Source organism: Lutibacter citreus (assembly GCF_003260195.1).
Taxonomy (GTDB): Bacteria; Bacteroidota; Bacteroidia; order Flavobacteriales; family Flavobacteriaceae; genus Lutibacter; species Lutibacter citreus.
Map to the genome: position 1 here is coordinate 167,359 of NZ_QEIH01000006.1, position 21,604 is coordinate 188,962.

At 31.6% G+C, this 21,604-nt stretch carries 10 protein-coding genes; all 10 read right to left on the reverse strand.

Translation table 11 applies throughout. From position 1 onward, the window contains the following. Positions 1-70: 70 nt before the first annotated feature. Complete coding sequence (gene galB, locus DAD81_RS13740) at positions 71-2,530, reverse strand: beta-galactosidase GalB (RefSeq protein ID WP_111708855.1); 2,460 nt, start codon at positions 2,528-2,530, stop codon at positions 71-73. 167 nt (positions 2,531-2,697) lie between these two features. Continuing rightward, positions 2,698-5,403 (reverse strand): glycoside hydrolase family 2 protein, encoded by a 2,706-nt coding sequence (locus tag DAD81_RS13745; RefSeq protein WP_111708856.1) that lies wholly within the window; start codon positions 5,401-5,403, stop codon positions 2,698-2,700. A 14-nt stretch (positions 5,404-5,417) separates the two neighbouring features. Next, positions 5,418-7,007 (reverse strand): sulfatase family protein, encoded by a 1,590-nt coding sequence (locus tag DAD81_RS13750; RefSeq protein ID WP_111708857.1) that lies wholly within the window; start codon positions 7,005-7,007, stop codon positions 5,418-5,420. A gap of 24 nt (positions 7,008-7,031) precedes the next feature. Then, entirely contained in the window at positions 7,032-8,564 is a 1,533-nt protein-coding gene (locus tag DAD81_RS13755; protein WP_111708858.1) for an alpha-L-fucosidase, read from the reverse strand. A 63-nt stretch (positions 8,565-8,627) separates the two neighbouring features. Continuing rightward, positions 8,628-10,151 carry an alpha-L-fucosidase gene (locus DAD81_RS13760; protein WP_111708859.1) on the reverse strand — a complete coding sequence of 508 codons (1,524 nt, stop codon included), beginning with the start codon at positions 10,149-10,151 and terminating at the stop codon, positions 8,628-8,630. A gap of 298 nt (positions 10,152-10,449) precedes the next feature. Then, positions 10,450-12,258: a right-handed parallel beta-helix repeat-containing protein gene (locus DAD81_RS13765; RefSeq protein ID WP_111708860.1), complete on the reverse strand. Its 1,809-nt coding sequence runs from the start codon at positions 12,256-12,258 to the stop codon at positions 10,450-10,452. Between the two features lie 69 nt (positions 12,259-12,327). Further along, positions 12,328-14,940 carry a family 16 glycoside hydrolase gene (locus DAD81_RS13770; protein WP_179950060.1) on the reverse strand — a complete coding sequence of 871 codons (2,613 nt, stop codon included), beginning with the start codon at positions 14,938-14,940 and terminating at the stop codon, positions 12,328-12,330. Positions 14,941-15,055: 115 nt separating this feature from the next. Continuing rightward, positions 15,056-16,618 (reverse strand): sulfatase family protein, encoded by a 1,563-nt coding sequence (locus DAD81_RS13775; protein WP_111708861.1) that lies wholly within the window; start codon positions 16,616-16,618, stop codon positions 15,056-15,058. 358 nt (positions 16,619-16,976) lie between these two features. Next, positions 16,977-18,506, reverse strand: coding sequence for a hypothetical protein (locus tag DAD81_RS13780; RefSeq protein ID WP_111708862.1), 1,530 nt, complete (start codon positions 18,504-18,506; stop codon positions 16,977-16,979). Positions 18,507-18,569: 63 nt separating this feature from the next. After that, positions 18,570-21,602: a glycoside hydrolase family 2 TIM barrel-domain containing protein gene (locus DAD81_RS13785; RefSeq protein ID WP_111708863.1), complete on the reverse strand. Its 3,033-nt coding sequence runs from the start codon at positions 21,600-21,602 to the stop codon at positions 18,570-18,572. Positions 21,603-21,604: the final 2 nt, after the last annotated feature.

The following is a 21,604-nucleotide window of genomic DNA, read 5'->3' on the forward strand; positions in this document are numbered from 1 at the left end:
TAAAAATATAGACTTTCAAATAAACTCTATTAAAACTTAAATTTCAATAAGTTAATTAAAATATCGTTCATTATTTTGTAGTTATTTTAATTTCAGTAGCTTTTAAACCTTCTGATGTTGCTTTTAAAATAATTTCTCCTGGCTTATTTTTAATTGAACGAACAACTACTAAAGCCAAACCATTAAAAACTTTTCTATTTGTAGCCTGAAAAGATTCGTGACTTGTAGCATCTCCATTTCCTACTGCTACAATTTCTCCCGGACCTTCAATATTATAATTTACACTATTATGAGTTCTTGGAACTACATTCCCTTTTCTATCTTTAATACTTACAGTTATGAAAGTTAAATCTTGTCCATCTGAATTTATTTCATTCCTATCAGCCATTAAACTAATATTTTTAGCTTTCCCTGTTGTTTTAACTATTTGTTGTGCCCATTTTTTTCCATTTTTATAGGTTACAACTTTTAGCGTCCCTGGCTTATAAATAACATTATCCCAACGAAGCCTATATTCATATTGTCCTTTTTTTCTTTTACCTAATGATTTTCCATTTAAAAACAACTCAGCCTCGTCACCTGATGTATAAACAAAAACTGGTATTTCTTTCCCTATACGCTCAGGCCAATTCCAATGTGGTAAAATGTGAGCCATAGGAAGTTCTGGCATCCATTTAGATTGATATAAGTAATATCTATCTTTTGGAAATCCACATAAATCTACAATTCCAAAATAAGAACTACGAGGAGGGATATTTCCTCCCATTTTAGCCAATTCCGCTTTCATTCGTGCCTTTTCAGCTGGATCTGTAAAATTTAATAAATTGGTTTTATCTTTATTATAAGGTGTTGGTTCTCCTAAATAATCAAATCCTGTCCAAACAAACTCACCAAAAACCCAAGGATACTTATCCTGAGCTTCAAACTCAATATCTGGTCTGTAAGCCCAATTTGGTGCGGAATAATCGTAACTACTTACTTGAAAATTTCCTCCGGAACCTTCTTTTTTATTTTCAGAGAATGGAAAGAAATATTCTCCACGACTACTAATTGTTGATGCCGTTTCACTTCCATATAAAGGCATATTTGGGTTTGCTTTTCTAAATTCTTCATATAAATGTGGCTTATAATTAAAACCAAAAACATCTGCAGTTTTTTGAAATCCGTTTGTTGAACCTTCTGGTCTACTATTTCCAAAAGTTGTTGGGCGCGTTGTATCAACTGAACGAATAATATCTGCTAATTTTGCTGCCATTGGTGCATCATTACTTTCTCTTAATTCAATCATTTCGTTACCTGTACTCCACATAACTACACTTGGGTGATTTCTGTCTCGTGTAACCATTGCAATAATATCCCTTTCATGCCAAGCGCCATAAAGCGTTGAATAATCATTCTCTACCTTTTTCTTTTCCCAAACATCAAAAGCTTCAACTTGCACTAACACTCCCATTTTATCACATAATTCTAAAAATTCTGGTGCTGGTGGGTTATGAGAGGTTCTAATTGCATTTACGCCAAATGATTTTAAAATTTCAATTTGACGCTCTATTGCTCTAACATTTATTGCCGTGCCTAAAGGACCTAAATCATGATGCTGACAGACACCATTCATCCTAACTTTTTTACCATTTAGAAAAAATCCTTCAGCAGTATATTCAATAGATCTTATTCCAAAAGTAGAAGTATAAACATCTATTTTTTCCTGATTTCTTATCAAGGTGGTTTTTACTTTATATAGGTTTGGATTATCTAAACTCCATAAACGTGGATTTGAAATTTTCACTTTACAAGGAGCATAATAAGGAATTTTAATTTCAGTAATTTTTTTTCCTCCTAATTCATCAACAAATATTTCATGAATAATTTCAACACCTTCAGTATCACCAATAATGTCAGTTTTAATAGTTACTTCTGCCTCTTCTGGAGAAACTTCTGGTGTAGTTATAAATGTACCCCATTGTGCAATATGTGTTGGATTTACTTTTACCAAACGAACATTTCTATAAATCCCACCACCTGGATACCAACGTGACGATTCCGCTTTGTTATTTAATCGAACAGCTATAGTATTTTCACCTGTTTTAAGATATCTAGATATTTCAAAACTAAAAGAAGAATACCCATATGGCCATTCACCAACAAAACCTCCATTTACCCATAGTTTTGTTCCAGACATAGCACCATCAAATTCAATAAATATTTTTTTATTTCTATCGGACTCAGAAGATTCAACCGTTTTTCTATACCACCCAATTCCTGCCCAAGGTAATTTACCTGTTTGATTTGGTAGATCAGCTCTAAAAGGTCCTTTAATGCCCCAATCATGCGGAACATTTAAAACTCTCCAATCAGAATCATTAAAATTTACTTCATCCATGTTTTTTGGCTCTTCTAATGTAGAACCATCAGGCATTGACCCAAAACGAGCAAACTTCCAATTTTCATTAAATGATTCTATATCCCTTTGAGCAAAACTAGTTGCTACACATAAAAAGCATACTAATATAAAAAGTTGTTTTTTTATCATGTTTTATTTTTTTTAATATTTACAAATAACTACCAATTTAATAAGCCGGCATAAATACTTTTCTTTTGTAAAAGTAATTAAAGAATTAAATATTATTAATCAAAATTTACCTATCTAAAAAAATTAATTACCCAATTTAAGCACTTAAGATAATGATAGTTGTAACCTTAATGATTCTCATCAAATTCAATCTGTTCCTTTTCTTCTTGCTTTAATTTTAAATCAATCAATTTTTTCTGAAGTTCTTTATTCTGTTTCATTAAACTTTCAACAGAAAGCTGCGTATTGGTTTTAATTGAAGTTGTTTTTGTTTTTTCTGAACCAACATCTGAATATAAAAACTTGTTTTTTGAAGGGTTACTTTTAATAATCAACTCACCTGCTAATGGTGTACTTTTACCCTCGTTAAGAAGTGATACTTTTATTTTAATTTCACCTGATTTATTTGTTGCTCTAACTAATAATGGAGCAGTTCCCCAATCCAATCTTTTTGGATTTGCTGAAATTGATTCATCACCAATTATTGCACCTTCTCCTTCAACTTCAAACTTTACAGTATTTTCATTCAAATGTTTTACAACACCATCTTGATCTACCATAGAAGCTACAACTAACACAAAATCCGATCCATTTGCCGTTAAAGGTAAACCGCTATTCTCAATACTCAATTGAAGTCTTGTAGGTTTTTTAGCGGCTACTTTTCGTTCAGAAACTACTACTTTTCCATCAACTAAACCTTCAACCAACATACTTGATTTACTTTTACCTCCACCTCTATGCAAGTATTTTGTATCCATAAAATCAAACACGTTTTCAAATGTTACAATTGGATGTGGAATTTTCTTAATAGGTTTTATAATTCTTAATTTAGGTTGACCTCTTCTTATCAACTTTAATTCTGTTTCTGTTTTGTGAGTCTTTTTTTGATACACAGCCAATCCTTCGTGTAAAGTCAATCGTACTTCATCACAATTTGTATACACATTTACATCTGCTCCAGAAAACGGAGTCATTTCGTGCGCAACAAAAATAAATGGCTTATTTTTTTCTGAAATATCACGTTGACTTTTAAATAACTGATATGAATATTTTGGCTGACGAAATACATCTGCTAATCCTCCATAAAACGGATCACAATGATACCCTCTTTGATGATCAAAACCAGCCCAAAGCGTACCACCAACATGTTGTGGAGGCATTGCGTGTAACGATTCTAACGTAGTATGAACATAATCTACATCTGCATAAAACTGTGCTTGTATAATTTGAGGTTGTTCTCCCCAAGCTCTTGCAACTCTACTTGGTGAATTTTGAGAATTAAAATCATCTACATTATCACCAAATTCACGCGTAAACGTACAACGTTTTTCTGTTAAAAAATCTATATTATAATCGTGTGCATATACAATATCAAAATATTCTTGTCCATCAGCTTTTTTATCACAAACCGTAAAAGCTCCTTGCATTGGATATTCTTCGTGAACTACATTGTGCGCTTTTTCAGCAAAATAAGATGGGTAACGAGACTCATTTAAAATTGGCTCCCACATAATTACAGACGCATAATTTCGATCTCTACGAACCATATTCCGAATATCTTCGTACACTCGTTTTTCAAAAATTGGATTTTCTTCATTCCAAAATTGCCAACCTGGAGTTGCTTCAATATAAAACAACCCTAATTCATCACAAGCATCCATAAAAGCAGGATCTGCCGGATAATGAGCAGCACGAATTACATCACTACCACCTTCTTTAAATATTTTAGCGTCTCGCCATTGTCCGTTATTTGGAATAGCATTTCCTACATAACCGTGATCTTGATGACGATTAACACCAATTAATTTCCCCGGATATGGTTTATTATTTAAGTAAAAGCCATCTTTTCCCTTAAACTCTATTTTTCTAATTCCAATTCTAGATGCAACTGCATCAAACCTAGTTCCTTTTTCATCTTTCAAAATAACTTCTAATCGATATAAATTTGGTGACCAAGGCGACCATAATTTAGGATTTTCAACAGAAAAAATATGCTTAATTTTTGTTGATTTACCAGCTTTCATTGTTATTTTTTTTACGCTCTTTAAAACTTCTTTCCCTTCAGTATTAATTAAAACCAAAGAAGCCAATACACGTTTACTTTTCAATGCATCGTTTTGTATATCTATACTTGCAGAAACTATTGCTTCTTGTTCTGAAATAGATTCAATGTGTGTAAAAATTCCACCTCCAGAAATTTTATTCACAGCATTTGGATTTGTTACATATACATTTCCTGTTTCAACCATCCAAACATCACGATAAATCCCTCCAAAATAAGAGAAATCTAACCGTGTTTGTGGTTTTCCTGGCGGATATAATGGATCATCACTATTATCAGCCATAACAACCACAACATTGTCTTTCTCGAAATTTAACTTGTTTGTTAAATCTATTTCAAAAGGTAAATAACCTCCGTAATGGTCACCTAGTAATTCTCCATTTAACCAAACTTTACATTTTCCCATTACAGCTTCAAAATGGAGCTTAACCACTTTATTTTTTGAATTAGCGGTAGGTTTAAAATGTTTTCTATACCAAGCAACACCTTGATAATTTCCACTCCCGCTAACTTCACTTGAATTGTATTCTAATCCGTTTGGACAGTTAACAACATCCCAAGATGAATCATCAAAATTTTGTTGAAAAGCTTCTTCATTTTCACCTAAATAAAAGCGCCAACCTATATTAAAATTATAAACAGTTCTTCCGCTATTTTCTACTTCCCAAAAACCAGCTTTTGAAAACTCTGGAGTTTCTTGAGAGCAAATTGTTTGAAATGAAAACAAAATTACTACTATGCAATAAAAATATTTAGATAGATTATAGTTCATTTTACTGGGTTTTATCAATGTTTTTTAGATGCTCTTTTTCTTAATTGATTTTCTGTTGGAATTGTAATAAATGGTCTTAACACTTTTTCATCTGCCTCACGCATTACATAAGGCTCCCATTTTTTTCGTGCTATTTCCCAAGCTTCCAAGTTTCTTGTAGGAAACCATTTTGGCCAACCGGTAACATTAAAATCGTAATTTTTCTCATTTGCTTTTACCCACTCATCTACAGTTGAAGTAGGACAATTTTCTGGAAAAACAGTTGCCGCTCTAAACTCTTTAGAAACACCTTTATCTTTAATTACATTTGTACGCCAATTTTCTAATTCAGCAAGTAATTCTTTTTTAATTGAAGCATATTCTGGATTATCAGCAACATTGTTAATTTCAAAAGGGTCTTTCTGCAAATCAAACAATTCAATTTCTGGTTTTGTTGAAGCAAATAAAGCCGCTTGTGCAGGAGTTAACTTTCCTTTCATATTTAAAATATTCATTTCAGCCAACATTGGGTAAGCTCCTTCTTTGTAATTATTGTATTGTAAATAAGGACGCTCGGGCATTAAATTCAAAATTAACTTATATTCTTTTGATCTAATTGCACGCATTGCATCGTGGGTTTCATCCATTTTATCACGTGCCGCAAATACATATTTTCTATTCTTAACAGCATTGCTAAATAAACTTTTACCGTGCAATGCAACAGGTTCTTCAATTCCTGCAGCTTCTAAGATTGTTGCACAAATATCAATAGACATTACCATTTTATCACTTACTGTATTTGGTTTTACTTTTCCTGGCCAACGCATAACCATTGGAATTTGGATTCCTCCATCATATAAAAATTGTTTTCCACGTATGTGACAACGTCCGTGATCACCAATAAAAAATACAATAGTATTTTCCGCTAAACCTTCATCTTCCAAACGCTTTAATAAGGCACCAACTTCACGATCTACCAATTGCATTTGCTCTAAACCATTTGCCCAATCTCTTCTATTAAATTCCGTATCGGCATAATATGGAGGTAACTCAACATCTTTTGTAGCAATAGGATTTTGAGGATCACGATTCCAAGAACGATGTGTTCCTCCAAAAGTAATTCTAGCAAAAAATGGCTGTCCAGGTTTACGGTTAGACCAACCTGCTTTTCCCTCTTTTACCCAATCAGTTGTATCCATAAATAATTCACTACTTTTATTCGGAGTGAAATTACAGTCCGTTTTCCAACTCATTAAACTAGTATAATAACCTGCTTCTTCAAATATTTTTGGAATGGGTTTAATACCGTATGGTAATGGTTTTTTATTGTGTTCTCTATGTTGATTTGCACCAATGTAATTTTGATAAAACCCGGTCATCATTGCTGAACGAGATGTTGAGCAAACCGGTGAAGTTGTAAATGCTTTTTTATATAAAACACCTTCAGAAGCTAATTTATCAACATTTGGAGTTGAAATCCCTTTGGTTCCATAACAAGATAAATCTGGCGACCAGTCTTCTATTGTTATCCATAAAATATTTGGTCTTTTATCTTGTGCTTTTGAGGTTACAAAAGCAAATAAACACGCAATTATAATCAGTTTTGAAAACTTATTTTGCAGCATAATTTTAATAATTTAAAGGAAATACTATTTTTTAAATTCAATTTTAAAAGAAAAAGCAGCCTCACAAGGCTTTTTCCCTTCAACATTTATTTGAAGACCTTTTTCAGTTTGTTTCCAATCAATTTTATTGGCTCCACTAATAAATTGAATTGATGCTATTTCTCTAGACTCATATTCATTTCCTTTAGCTAAAGATTTAATGTTAAAAACACCATTATCAGCCCAACCTAAAGAGGTAGCATATAAAATATCATCTTTTGTAGTGAATCTAATATCTTCAAATCCAGATTCTTTATTGTTTTTTTCTGAATGATGACCTTTACTTACTTTTGTTGGCCCTTCTCCAAATATTTTCCAAGGTCGTGTGTTAAAAATGGCTTCATCATTAACAGTTAACCAACTTCCCATTTCTTCTAAAATAGTTTTAGCTTCATCAGGAATTGTTCCATCAGCTTTTGGACCTACATTCAATAATAAACATCCATTCTTACTTACAATATCTATAAGTTCGTCAATAAGATAATCAGATGTTTTATATTTTTCGTTATTTATATACCCCCAGGAAATAACACCTACTGAAGTATCTGTTTGCCAAGGGTATTTGTAAATATCATCCATTCTACCACGCTCAATATCCAACGTAATCAAATCTTCAGGAAAAGAATGATTTTTCATGTTTTTATCTTGAAAAACAACACCTTTATCCCAATCCAAACCTTTGTTATAATAATAAGCCAATATCTTTTTGTGCACAGATTCAAACCCAGGTTTATCGAAACCAAAATCAAACCATAAGAGATCTGGTTCGTATTGATCTATAACATCTATGGTTCTGTCCCACCAATGGTCTAAAAATTCTTGAGATGGTTTAGATTTCGGATCTTCTGGTTTCCAATACAAATCATAATACTCTGGATTGTTAACATCCCAATCTGGGTTAGATTTATTGTAAAAAACACGATTTAAAGCATAGTGAGATGACACTCCAAACTTTAAGCCTTCTGCAGTCACAGCATTTTTAACTTCTCGCATCACATCTATTTTAGGCCCCATATTGGCAACATTCCAGCGTGTGTGTTTTGCATTATACATTGCAAACCCATCATGGTAATCTGCAACATGAACAACGTATTTTGCCTGAGCTTTTTTAAATAATTTAGCCCAAGAAGCAGCATCGAAATTTTCAGCTTTAAAAAGAGGTACTAAATCCTTATAGCCAAACTCTTCTGGTTCTCCATAATGGATACGGTGATAAATTGATGGATACATTCCGCCTTTTTGCCATTTTTCAGAATAAATTCCTTTTGAGTATTTCTCACTACTAAATGCAGGAACGGAATAAGGACCCCAATTAATAAAAATACCAAATTTAGCATCTCTGAACCATTCAGGGATCTCATATTTACTTCGTATTGATTCCCAATTTTCTTGATAACGAAATGCTGTTTTTTCTTTCTCTTTTTTTTCTGTTTTTTGTTCCTTTTGTTCTTCTTTCTTCTCTGTACAAGAATTAAAAACTAATGCAACTAAAATTAGTAATGCTAATAACTTTTTCATTTTATTCTAAGTATCTATTTTTAAGAAATGCCTTTGTACTTTTTAACTTGTTTAAATGAAATACTATTTTTTGAATTCAATTTTAAAAGAAAAAGCAGCCTCACAAGGTTTTTTCCCTTCAACATTTATTTGAAGACCTTTTTCAGTTTGTTTCCAATCAATTTTATTGGCTCCACTAATAAATTGAATTGATACTATTTCTCTAGACTCATATTCATTTCCTTTAGCTAAAGATTTAATGGTAAAAACACCATTATCAGCCCAACCTAAAGAGGTAGCATATAAAATATCATCTTTTATAGTGAATCTAATATCTTCAAATCCAGATTCTTTATTATTTTTTTCAGAATGATGACCTTTACTCACTTTTGTTGGTCCTTCTCCAAATATTTTCCAAGGTCGTGTGTTAAAAATGGCTTCATCATTAACAGTTAACCAACTACCCATTTCTTCTAAAATAGTTTTAGCTTCATCAGGTATTGTTCCATCCGCTTTTGGGCCAATATTTAATAATAAACATCCGTTTTTACTTACAATATCAATCAATTCATCTAACAAATAATTAGATGTTTTGTATTCTTCATCTTTAATATATCCCCAAGAGATTTTACCGATAGAAGTATCAGTTTGCCAAGGATATTTATAAATACCATCCATTCTACCACGTTCAATATCCAAGGTAATTAAATCTTCAGGAAACGATTTTCCTTTCATATTTTTATCTTGAAAAACAACGCCTTTATCCCAATCTAACCCTTTATTGTAATAGTATGAAAGTATTTTCTTGTGCATTGGTTCAAAACCTGGCTTATCTAAACCAAAATCGAACCATAATAAATCTGGTTGGTAATTATCAATAATATCAGTTGTTCTGTTCCACCATAAATCTAGAAACTCTTTAGATGGTAATGAATTTCTTTCAACTTTTTTCCAATATAAATCTTGATATTGAGGATCATTCACATCATAACTTGGATCTGCGTGATTGTAATACGCTCTATTTAAAGCAAAATGAGAAGAAACTCCAAATTTCATCCCTTCAGATTTACAAGCTTCAGACAGCATTTGCATAACATCTTTTTTAGGTCCCATATTTACAACATTCCAACGTGTAAAATTTGATTTATACATTGCAAATCCATCGTGATGTTCAGCAACAGGAACTACATAACGAGCTCCAGCTTTTTTAAATAAAGAAGCCCATTCTTTAGCGTCAAAATTCTCTGCTTTAAACTTCGGAATTAAATCTTTATAACCAAATACAGAAGGATCTCCGTGATGCTCTCTATGATGAGTCCAAGGATTCATCCCTCCTTTGTTCCAACTTTTTTGATAAATTCCTTTTGGATATTTTTCACTACTATAAGCAGGCACAGCATATGGACCCCAATGTAAAAATATCCCAAACTTAGCATCTTTAAACCATTCTGGAACCTTATAACCACTTCGAATAGATTCCCAATTTTCTTGATATCTAAATGCTGTTTCTTCTACTTTTTTCTGTTTCTTTTTCTCTGTGCAAGAACTAAATCCTACTACAGCAATAATTATCAATGCTAAAAAATATTTCTTATTGAAATATGACATATATATCTTTAAAGCTACTAAAAACGTGTTTTTTGAAATCATCTATAATTATAATTTTGTTGTGGTTATTTCTTTTAATCTCTAGCATATTATTTCTATCTGCTGAATAAATACAATTACACCAATGTGAAAATGCTTCAATATTAAAAAACATTTGTTCCCACAAGTATAGAAAATGTATTTTGAAGTAAATTTATTTAAGAATACTTTATACTAGTAGCAAAAAAACACCTAATTACAAATAGATTTTATCCATAATTAGGTAACTACAATGAAATAACAGTTTTTTAAAACTTTTTTAAATTCCTTTATTACCCTTAACTTTTATGTTTGTCGAATTATCTGTCTTTTCAATTTTTAAAGGCCATGTATAATTTTCAAATTTATTCTTCTGAATAGAGACATCTTCACAATAATCTAAAGATATAGTTGGTAAATCGCATCCGATTGGATATTTATCACTTAACTCTACTTCATTCCCTTCAACTTTAAGACCTTTAACTGAAAAAGCGTGCACTAACAAACCATTAAAACTTTTAATTTTATTGTTTGAAAAAGTAATATTGTGATGGTATTTCTCATCTCCAATATGTTGGTTTGGCAAAAATAATGGCGCTGCATATAACGGGTAATGCTCACCAGAACCATAACCAACATTGTCAAAAATATTATTTGTTATTGTAATATTTCTAACTCCACCAGACTCATACCAAGCCTTGTTATCACCTTCAATTAAAATACCGTGCATTTGAGATGAAAAGTAATTATTTTCAATTAGTACATTTCCTTTTGTTGTAATTAAAGCTCCTCTTGCTCTATTTTCTCTAATGGTGTTATTTCTCATTATTAAATCTGGGTTCCAAGTAATATTTTCAAAAGAAAGTGGACCAGTAGGCATTTTTTTAGGCAAATCAGAAACTGTAATTAAAACTCTTTTTTCATTTAAAATTTTAACCTTCGTAACTGAAGTTTCATAAATTGGCAACACTGTTTCTCTTGAGGTAAGCATTATTTTATCTCCCGGTTCAGCAAAAACCAATCCCCATTGTTGACTATGGCTAATTTCACATAAAAATGTGTTCTCACCCATATATTTTTCCACTTTTATATATGCTCCGTGAACATTTACACCATCGTCCATCATATGCTCTAGCAAGCAATTTTCAATTTTTATTAAACCTTTACAACCTAAAAAATGTGTAGCATCTGCTCTTGTTGCAAAATTACGATCATCTCTTGATGTTACCATCAATTTATTTAAGGTGATATTCTCGCAACGCTCCGCGATTAATGCCATTCCTCCTGCCGCATACACGGTTACATTTTCAATGAAATTATCTTTAGATCTATCTAAATGAATTGCTTGCGCAAATCTATTTCCTCCTGGACTTGGACCGTATGTTGCAAAAATAGTTCCTACAGGTGGTGTTACTTTTGTAATATTTGTGAATTTAGCTCTGCTATTATCTAGTTTTTCAACTTTGGATTTCCCTTTGTTATTTAATGAGTAATTTCTGGTGTGCCAAATTGGAGCTTTAGTTTTTGAATCAAAAGCTATATTTTGACCAATAACATCTTCCCAGTCATAATGTTGAAATAATATTTGATTGTCTTCAACTCTAAAATCAAATTTACCTTCATTAATTTCAGCAATAAATGAATTTTCTTTTGTATTATTTTCAAGTACCTTCATTTCATTTACAAATGAATGTTCCCAATCTATTGTGAAATTTTTTAATATTGTATTTGTTGAACCTTCAACTGTAATTGGACAAATTTTACCGTGAAACATAAATGTTGATCCATTTCCATCCAACGTAAAATTTTCAAATCCAAAAATTGGAATTGCCAATCGTTTTAAACTATTATCATGGTTTGTAACTGCTCTATATTGTTCAATCGCATTTTCAGGATAAAATTCATATTGACCCTTTGGAAAAAATAAGGTAACATCTTTTTTCCCTTTCAAAGATTCTATTAATTGATTTACTTCTAAGGTTACATCTTTTCCCGGTTCAATTCCGTAATCGGCAACATTAATTTTTTGAGCGTTTGTATTTATAGCAAATGCCAAAAGCATTAAAAATAAGATTTGTACTCTTTTCATTCGATTGTTTTTATAATTTTTTACTAATTGAATAGTTATATTCATTTTTGATTATTTCAAGTGTATAGTTTATTTTTTAATAATTTCTTTAATAATAATATTTCGATATCTAACTTTGGTATGATCTCCTTGCAAATAGATTGGACCTTTTTTTGTTACATCTGCATGTAAAGCACCATTTGTACATCCAAGAATAGGCTCATTATCAATTACTTTTTCACCATTTAAAATAACGGTTACATGACGGTCAATTAATGTGATATTATAATGTTGCCATTCACCACCATCTTTCCCAAAATTTCCTTTTGGTATAATTCGATTAAAAATAGATCCTACTCCATGCATTCCTTGCATTCTACTATCATGGTCAACAACCTGCACCTCATAAAGTCCTCTTAAATATATTCCACTATTACCTCCTGTAGGAACATTAAATTCTAGATCTAAATTAAAATCAGTAAATTCTCTTTCCGTTCTTAGATTACCATAATGAGCAAAAGGGTTGAAGGTTTTTTTAGGTGTATCATTAAACAAAACACCATCAACTGCTTTCCATTTATTTATTTGATTTGGGTTTGTTAGCTTCCACCCGTTCAAATCTTTTCCATTAAATAACTCTATTGGCTCTCCATATTCAACTTGACTTAAATCTGGTTTAGGAGGTGTTGGTGCAATACGCACACCGTTAAATTTCACTTTTTTGAAAGTTCCATCATTTTTTGGTACTTCAACTTCTATATTTAATTTATCACCTATAATTGTTGCTGAATGCCTAAGGGCTATTTTTGGACCAGAGGCAGGACCGTCTTTATATTTCCGCTCACCAATTGAACGGTTATGAGTAAAATACAGTTTATTATTTTCAACTGAAATATTAGATAAAGGTTTAGGTGCTCCTACCATCCAAAGTTCTCCTTTTAAATTCTCATCTTTCTCGGTAATAGACAGCCATCCAGCAGAACCATATGGCATAGACAAGGCCCAATTGCCTATAAAACGATAAGCTTTATTCTTCGGATTTAGTTTTTTCAATTCAATTTTTCGAAATTGAATTGGGTGACTCTCAGATTGTAATGAAATGGTTCCTTTATTTATTAAAATGTTATTGTTTTCAATAAATGGTAACACTTCAGGTAAACGTTTATCAAACTGTGGTTTAAAATATTCTATAACAGTTTCCCCATCAATTTTATACCGTATAACATCATTACCATGTACTTCTATTTCTACCTCAACCCATTGATCTCCATGAAAAGTTTCTGAATTACTTTTAGTTATCGGTTTTTTAATTAATTCTCCTCCAATTTCAACATTAGTTCCTGGGGTACATAGATTTAAATTTGAACGATCATCTTTACCATTTCCACCGAGTAATTGAGCTTCTAATGAAATAGGAAATTTTTGCATCTTTTTCATCTGGGATGGATCTTGACCATGAATCATAATACCGCTATTACGAAATGCCCATTCTGGCCCATTTTTTATTTGATCACCAATAAAACGGTATTCCACTCGCAGAATATAATGAGATAAAAGTTCTTTATAGAAAAGGTGTCCAAATTTGTCAAAAGTACTCTTCCCTTTACCATCCAAATTCTCTAAATCTGCTTCTTTATATTTATCATAAGACACAGTTAGCAAACCTTCTTCAACTCTAAAGGTATCAGCATAATTAACCCCAATATTATGACCTCTAATTTTTGGAATCCAACCTGTAAGATCTTTTCCATTAAAAAGTTTAATCCATTCTGATTCATTTTGAATTGTTGCTACTTGATTACTATTTATTAAATTCTTTTCGAAAAAATCCACTACATTCTGATGCAATTTTTTTTCTTTGAAAAACCCATGACCTGCATCTGGAACAAGAATCAACTTCGTATCCACATTTGCCACTTGCAGTCGTTTATGTAAATTTTCACTTTCTGTACAAGGAACATTCGAATCTTGTTCACCATGCATCAATAAAAAAGGCACATCATCTTCACTAACATAATTAATTGAACTAGCCATTTTAGCCTTAGAAATATTTTTTTGAATTACTCCTCCAATAAGCTGTACAACTGGGTCAACCTCAGGTTTCAACTTTTTTATGTTATACGCACCCATTTCAATCATATCTGAAGGCCCAAACCAATTACATGCTGCTTGTACATTACTAGACACATTTGTTATACCAATAGATCCTTCTAATTCTTCAACTCCATTTGTTGTCCCCAAAAGAGCTGCTAAATGTCCACCCGCAGAGGAGCCCCAAACTCCAATTTTATCAGGGTCAATTCCAAAACTTCTTGCATTTTTTCTTAAATAGCGAATTGCAGCTTTACAATCATGAATTTGAGCTGGATAAATATGTTCAGGTACGAGACGATAATTTATAGAAGCTAATGCAAAACCATGTTTTAAGACAAATGCATTTCTCTCAATCATATTTTTAGACCCTTTTTTCCAACTTCCACCATGTATCCAAACTATTAACGGTAAAGATTCTTTACTTGAAATTTCAGGTAAATACAAATCAAGTTTTTGAAGAGAATGTCCATCTTTTACATATGGTAGATTTTTAAAAATTTTAGTTCCTAATGGTATCAAACTCTCATTATCTACAACATTATTCTTCTGAGCATTGGATGTAAACGCAATACTCAAAAAAATGACCAATACAATTTTTAATAATTTCATTTAGTTTTTTTAATTACCCTTGCAATTTCGCTAACTTATTTCAACTAAATGTATTCCTTAATTCAAAATACGTATGTATGTGTAAACAATAGTGCTACAATCAGTTAAAAATTTGTTACAAATACTCTTTAACTACTTTTAATTGCGGCCATTTTACATTAGGATCTTTTACGTCTGTAGGTTGATTTTCACCTTCTGTACTACGCCCATTTTTAATAACTGCAGCTAGTTTTTTCTTTAATTTCTCAACAACTTCTGGATATTTAGCTGCTAAATTAATATTCTCAACAGCATCATTTTCCATATCAAATAACAACAAATCTGCAGTATCTTTAATTGGCTCACTTTCTCTTGGATCTCCCCTTTTAGAGCCTCCAAAATTATCAAACATTAGTTTCCATTTTCCATAACGTACAGAAAAAACACCCACATCTGAATGATGAACTACAGCTCTATCTTTTAATTCAGGAATACTTTTATTTTTTAAGGCTGGCAAAAAACTAACACTATCTTCTCCCTCATTATCATTTAAATCAAAATTTAAAACTTCAGCACAAGTAGCCATTAAATCGGTTGTACAAATAAGTTGGTTAGAAACTTGATTTTTTTCAACTTCATTTGGCCAACGCACTACAAAAGGAACTCTATGACCACCTTCCCAGTTTGTACCTTTCATTCCTCTATAAATCCAACTTGAATGATGTCCTTTTTTTGCCATTACAGGAAAACCTGCTTTTGGCGAAGTACCATTATCTGCCGTAAAAACAAGTATGGTATTATCTGCAATTCCTAATTCATCTAATGTTTTCATTACTTCTCCAACAGCCCAGTCAGTTTCCATACAAAAATCACCATGGTCATTTAATTCGCTTTTTCCTGCAAAATCTTTATTAGGAACAATTGGTGAGTGCGGTGCATTTAAAGGCATATACACAAAAAATGGCTTGTCTGAGTTTTTTCTAATCCAATCGCATGTTTTTTTAGTAAATGTTGGTAAAACCTGATCTTGCTCAAATTCTTTAGCTGACCAACCTGGTTTTGCTCCAATATAACCACGTTTTTTTAACGCATCTTGATCTTTTAAATACTCAAAAGTACCTTGAGCTTTATCATTTTCAATAAATACATGAGGATTCATATTCAATGAAGCAGCAATACCAAAATAATAGTCGAAACCATTAACATTTGGACCATTTTTAATTGGTGCATTCATATCTACATTGTTCGCTTTTTTTCTTACAGATTTTGATGCTTCAAGTTGTTTCCAATCCATTCCTAAATGCCATTTACCAACACAAGCAGTTGTATAACCTTGCTTTTTTAACAAACTAGCTACAGTTTCTCTTGAATTATTAATTAAATGCTCGCTATGACCACCTAAAACTCCCTTTTTTAATGCTGAAGTTCTCCAAGAATATCGTCCAGTTAAAATTCCGTAACGGGTAGGTGAACAAACTCCAGAACTTGTATGAGCATCTGAAAATTTAATCCCTTCTTTTGCCAATTTATCAATATTTGGCGTGGGTATTTTAGAGTCTTTATTATATATCATAACATCTCCAACCCCCATATCATCAGCCAAAATATAAACAATATTAGGTTTTTTCTGAGCATTGATATTAAACATCGTAAAAACTACAACAGCTAATTTTAATAAAATTTTTAAATTTGTTTTCATCAATTAATACTTTAAATTATTTTCTTATTTCTTATTTCTTGTTTCACTAGTCTCTTTATATACTTATCAAAAGATTCTCCCTTAAAGGAGACTACTAAATAACTGCTTTTACAAGAAAAACATGTCTTTAAGAGTTCTTTAAATGTTGCTCTTGATTTAAGAATGATACCTAAAACCTAACCTATATGATTTTTCTCATGAGTTTAACTAAAAAACACACCTTATTAAAAAAGTGTGTTTTTTTTATATATCCTATAAATGAAATACTACCCGTTCTCCATTTAATTAATTAAAATACATCAATATAAATCACTGTATTTTTAACAGAACCATAGAAAGTGCTCTAAATTTAAACGTGCTATTTTCTTTCCTTTTTATTTTTCTTTTTCTCCTTTTTCACTTTTGTTCCCTTAATTTTCTTTGTCTTCTTTTTTCCTCCAATCTCTGTTGAAAAATTAGGTGATCCCCCACAACTATAATTAGTATTTATAGAAATTGTCTCAACATTGCTTCCAAAACCTTGTCCAACAATTGTAGTTTCATCTATGTTAATACGATAACCTCCATCACCAATTTCTCCACTTGCAGCAGTGTAATGAAAAGGAAATAAAGAAGGTCCAACTCGGGATTCAAAATCTAAACCATTTTTTGTACTTAAACCAACGTTAGCTTGGTTTGTACCTCTGTCAATTCTTAAATTACAAGGAATATATCTAAAGTTCTTAGATTTAATTTGAGCAAATTGTCCAAATTCAGCAACAACATCTGTAACTGTAGAATTACTTGCAAATGAGCCTTTTTCAATTCCGAATTTAGAAACTTCTAATCCTGCTTTTTCTTCTCTCTTAAAATTATTGATAAAACCTTTACTTACTTCACCTCCAGCTTCGCAACTTTTGGTTCTTATTTTAGAAAGAAACACACTTCCTTGTTTTACTGTGTGAGGAGACATTGTAAAAGCAGCATGACCATTACTACAGCTAATGTTGTTAGCATAAACTTGGTCTATTTTAGGTTGTTTATCAATAGTTAATGGTAATTCAATCCCATCAATAACATACGTATGTGCAGAACCAACGGGTCTAAAAAGTTGATTTATATTTAAACCAGATTCTAATCTTAATGTAACACCACCTTTACCACTTAAATCTCTGTAAACAACATTATTACCAGCTTGCATTTGTATAAGCCCATAACCATAACTTCCGTTTTCGTTGTGCATTTTTTCAATGATTCCTTTACTTGGTACACCAAATACTTCATTAATTAATTTAGTTCTGTTACTTTTCTTACCCTTTTCATTAAAAATATTTACACTAGTAGCATCCGAAGCTAATACTACTGAAGCTATTTTTGTGAAATTATCTAATATAGTAACGTTAGATATCTTAAAGTTGGTAACATAGCCTAGAACAATAAAACTATTTTTTTTAGAATCGGTTTCTGAGTTGCCATATTTAAAATGAACTTTAAACGGATCTGAATTTTCTCCTTTTATTCCTACAATACTAAAGTTAGAAACAGGTTTTCCTTTTGTTGTACTTCTTGCATTAAAGATTACTCCAGTTTTGTTCATATAAAGGTTAACGCCAGATTCTATATGGATATGCACATTACTTTTTAATTCTACACCTTCTTTAAAGTTGTAATCTCCTTTTTTAATGGTTATAATTCCTCCTCCTTTTTTGTTAACCTTATCAATAGCCTCAGTTAACTCTTTATCTATAAATCCTTTATCGCCTTGCTTTGCTGTAATTGTGATATCATTATTTCCGTAAACTGGATTAAAATAAAAATTATCAGCCTTTTGAGTTTGTCCAAATGAATTTGAAACAACGCTTATTGTGAATAAAAGAATGAATGTAAATTGTTTTTTTATATTATGCATAGGTGTATTTTTATGATTAAATAGTATTTTTTAAATATGTATGTAAATATTAAAAACTGTATCTTAATTTATTAATATTTCATCAATAAACACTCCAGTATCTTCAACAGAAATAAGCTTTATCGTATTTGCTCCTCTATTTAATTTAATTGGTACTTTTACTTTATTCCATCTACCTCCTTGGCTTCTTGTATTTCGTAAAAACAGTTTATCTTTTACTATTTCTCCATTAACAGAAACTTTAATATAAGTTCCTCCTTCACCATCAATTTTACTACTATAACGAATATATAAATCTGCTTCTCCAGCGCCACCATCATTCTCTTGATACCATTCAATTGAAGCTCCTATCTTTTTATCAAATTTCACATAACCTTTTCCATTATATTTTGATCCTCTTTTAGAAATTTCAGCATCTATTAATTTTGCGTCTTCGGCTTGCTCACCTGCTATTACATATTCATTCTGAATTTCATTCCAAACAAAACCTTCATTTTTAGCAAATCTCTCTTCTAATTGCTGAACTTCTTTTCCGTTTAAAACAACCAATGCTTTTACAGTAGTTCCTAATTCAACAGAAAATGATTCTGTATATTTTTTTGAATTCTTAGTTGGAATTGAACCATCAACCGTATAAAACACTTCAATTTCAGCCTTCGGAAGATTTCCTCTTAAAGCTAATAATTGAGTATCAATACTTACCTTGTTTGATGTTATTTGTTTCTTTTCTCCAAGAATACAGCTTGCTAATAATGTAATAGGTTCACTACCTTCAAAAGACTCAACATAAGCACGTGTTAAACCATAAAACGCAATTCTGTTTTCAGCTTCAAAATGTTGCTCTACATCAATTGGACTTCCATTATCTAACGCTTTAATTTTTCCTGCACCAAGCACTTTAAAATAAGTTCTATTTTCTCCATAAGGATACATTTCCCCATTTTCATCTGTACTTGTAACACGAACTTGAACAATGTCTTTTCCCTTTGAAGTTAATACATCACCATCAACAGATAATTTAATTTTTGAAGGTGCATTCGCAGTTCTAATTATTTTTTCTGAAACAGCTTTTCCATTATTGTAACCAATTGCTTTTAATTCTCCCGGTTTCCAAGGCACCATCCATTGGCATTGCATTTTATCCCATTTTGCACCTGGCTTTATTTTACCTAAAGATTTTCCATTGAAAAATAATTCAATCTCATCACAATTTGAATACACCCAAACCGGTATTTCAATTCCTAGTTCAACTTTTGGATGTGTCCAATGCGGTAATATATGCACCATTGGTTTTGATGTCCACTGACTTTGGTATAAATAGAATAAATCTTTTTCAAAATTTGCCATATCTATTGCTCCTCCCATAAACGATTTAAATGGCCAACCACCGTGAACATAACTTGCTTCTCCAATATAATCATAACCAGTCCAACGAAACGAACCAGCATATTTTGGAATATCTCTTAATTGCTCAATATTTAATCTAGATGAAACACGAACCATCGCATTATCATAACTAGAATTGAAAATTTGCTTAGGATTTAATCGCTCTAAATTAGAAGTCCAATCGTGAGAAAACACCTCTTTTTCAGTTAAATCTGGAAGCGGATATGGTTTTTGCTTTTTACTTGGGAATCCATCTCTAAACCAAGTTTTGGTTCGATAAAAACCTCTCACTTGCCAAGTATGCGTATTTTCTGTACCAATAAAAAATTGGTCATCTTCTAATTCATCAAAGAATCCCATTTTTTCACTGTGGCCGTTAACTCCATACACATCCATATATTCTGAACTTGAATGTCCAGAAGTTACCAAACGTGTATTATCTAATTTGTGACAAGTTTCAACTAAGTCTTTTCCAATTTCACCGTGAGTTTCATTCCCAACACTATAAATTACAATTGATGGATGATTTCTATCTCTTTTAATCCAATCTGTAACATCACGCTTCCACCATTCATTAAAACTATGTGCTCCATAATCATTGGCTGCTTTTTTTAACCAACCATCAAAAATTTCATCCATAACCATCATACCAAGCTCATCACATAAATCGTAAAAAATTGGAGTTTGTGGGTTATGAGAAGTTCTAATTGTATTCACACCCATATCCTTCAATTGCTTAATTCTAAAACGAAGAATTTTATCTGGAACCGCAGCTCCCAAAGCTCCAGCATCTTGATGATTACAAACACCTTGTAACTTCACGTTTTTACCATTTAGCCACATTCCTGTTCCTGCTCTCCATTCAATATCTCGAACTCCAAATTTGGTTTTTTTAGAATGAAGAATTGTTTTTCCAACTTTAACTTCACTTAAAACCGTATACAAATTAGGAGCTTCAACAAACCATAATTTCGGATTATCAATTGTTAATTCTTGCGTTATAGAACCCGTATTTTTAAGTTTTATTTTTTCTAAAGTATTGGCTATTACTTTTCCTTCATTATTTAAAATTGAAGTACATAACTGAACCTTTTTAGATTTTGAAAGTTCACTATTTAATTCGGTTTCAATAGTAACTTTATTTCCTGTTGTTTTAATATAAATCCCATCTTTTGGAATATAAATATCGTTTTTAACTTCAATCCATGTATGTGCGTAAATACCACTACCGGTGTACCAACGCGCTGATGGTTGCTTGTCATTATCTACACGAACGGCAAATGTTATTTTGTTTGAATTATTAACTTCTTCAGTAATATCATAGTTAAAAGAAATCCAACCATATGGTCGTGTTCCTATTTCCCTTCCGTTTGCCCAAACAGTACTATTCATAAAAACTCCATCAAATGAAATTTCTATGTGTTTGCCTTTCCATTCTTTAGGAACTTCAATGGTTTTTCTGTACCAACCAAATCCGGCAGGTAAATAACCACATTGTCCACCCATTGGGTTTTCTTCATTGTATTCACCTTCAATACTCCAATCATGAGGCAAATCTAGCGTTCGCCAAGTAGTATCATCCCAACTTACTTGCTCAGCTCCTTTAACATCTTCTTGAATAAATTTCCAGTTTTCATCAAAATTAACACGTTGTTGCGCTATAAATGACATAGAAAAAAGTAACAGAAAAATAGTTGAATAAATCTTCATAT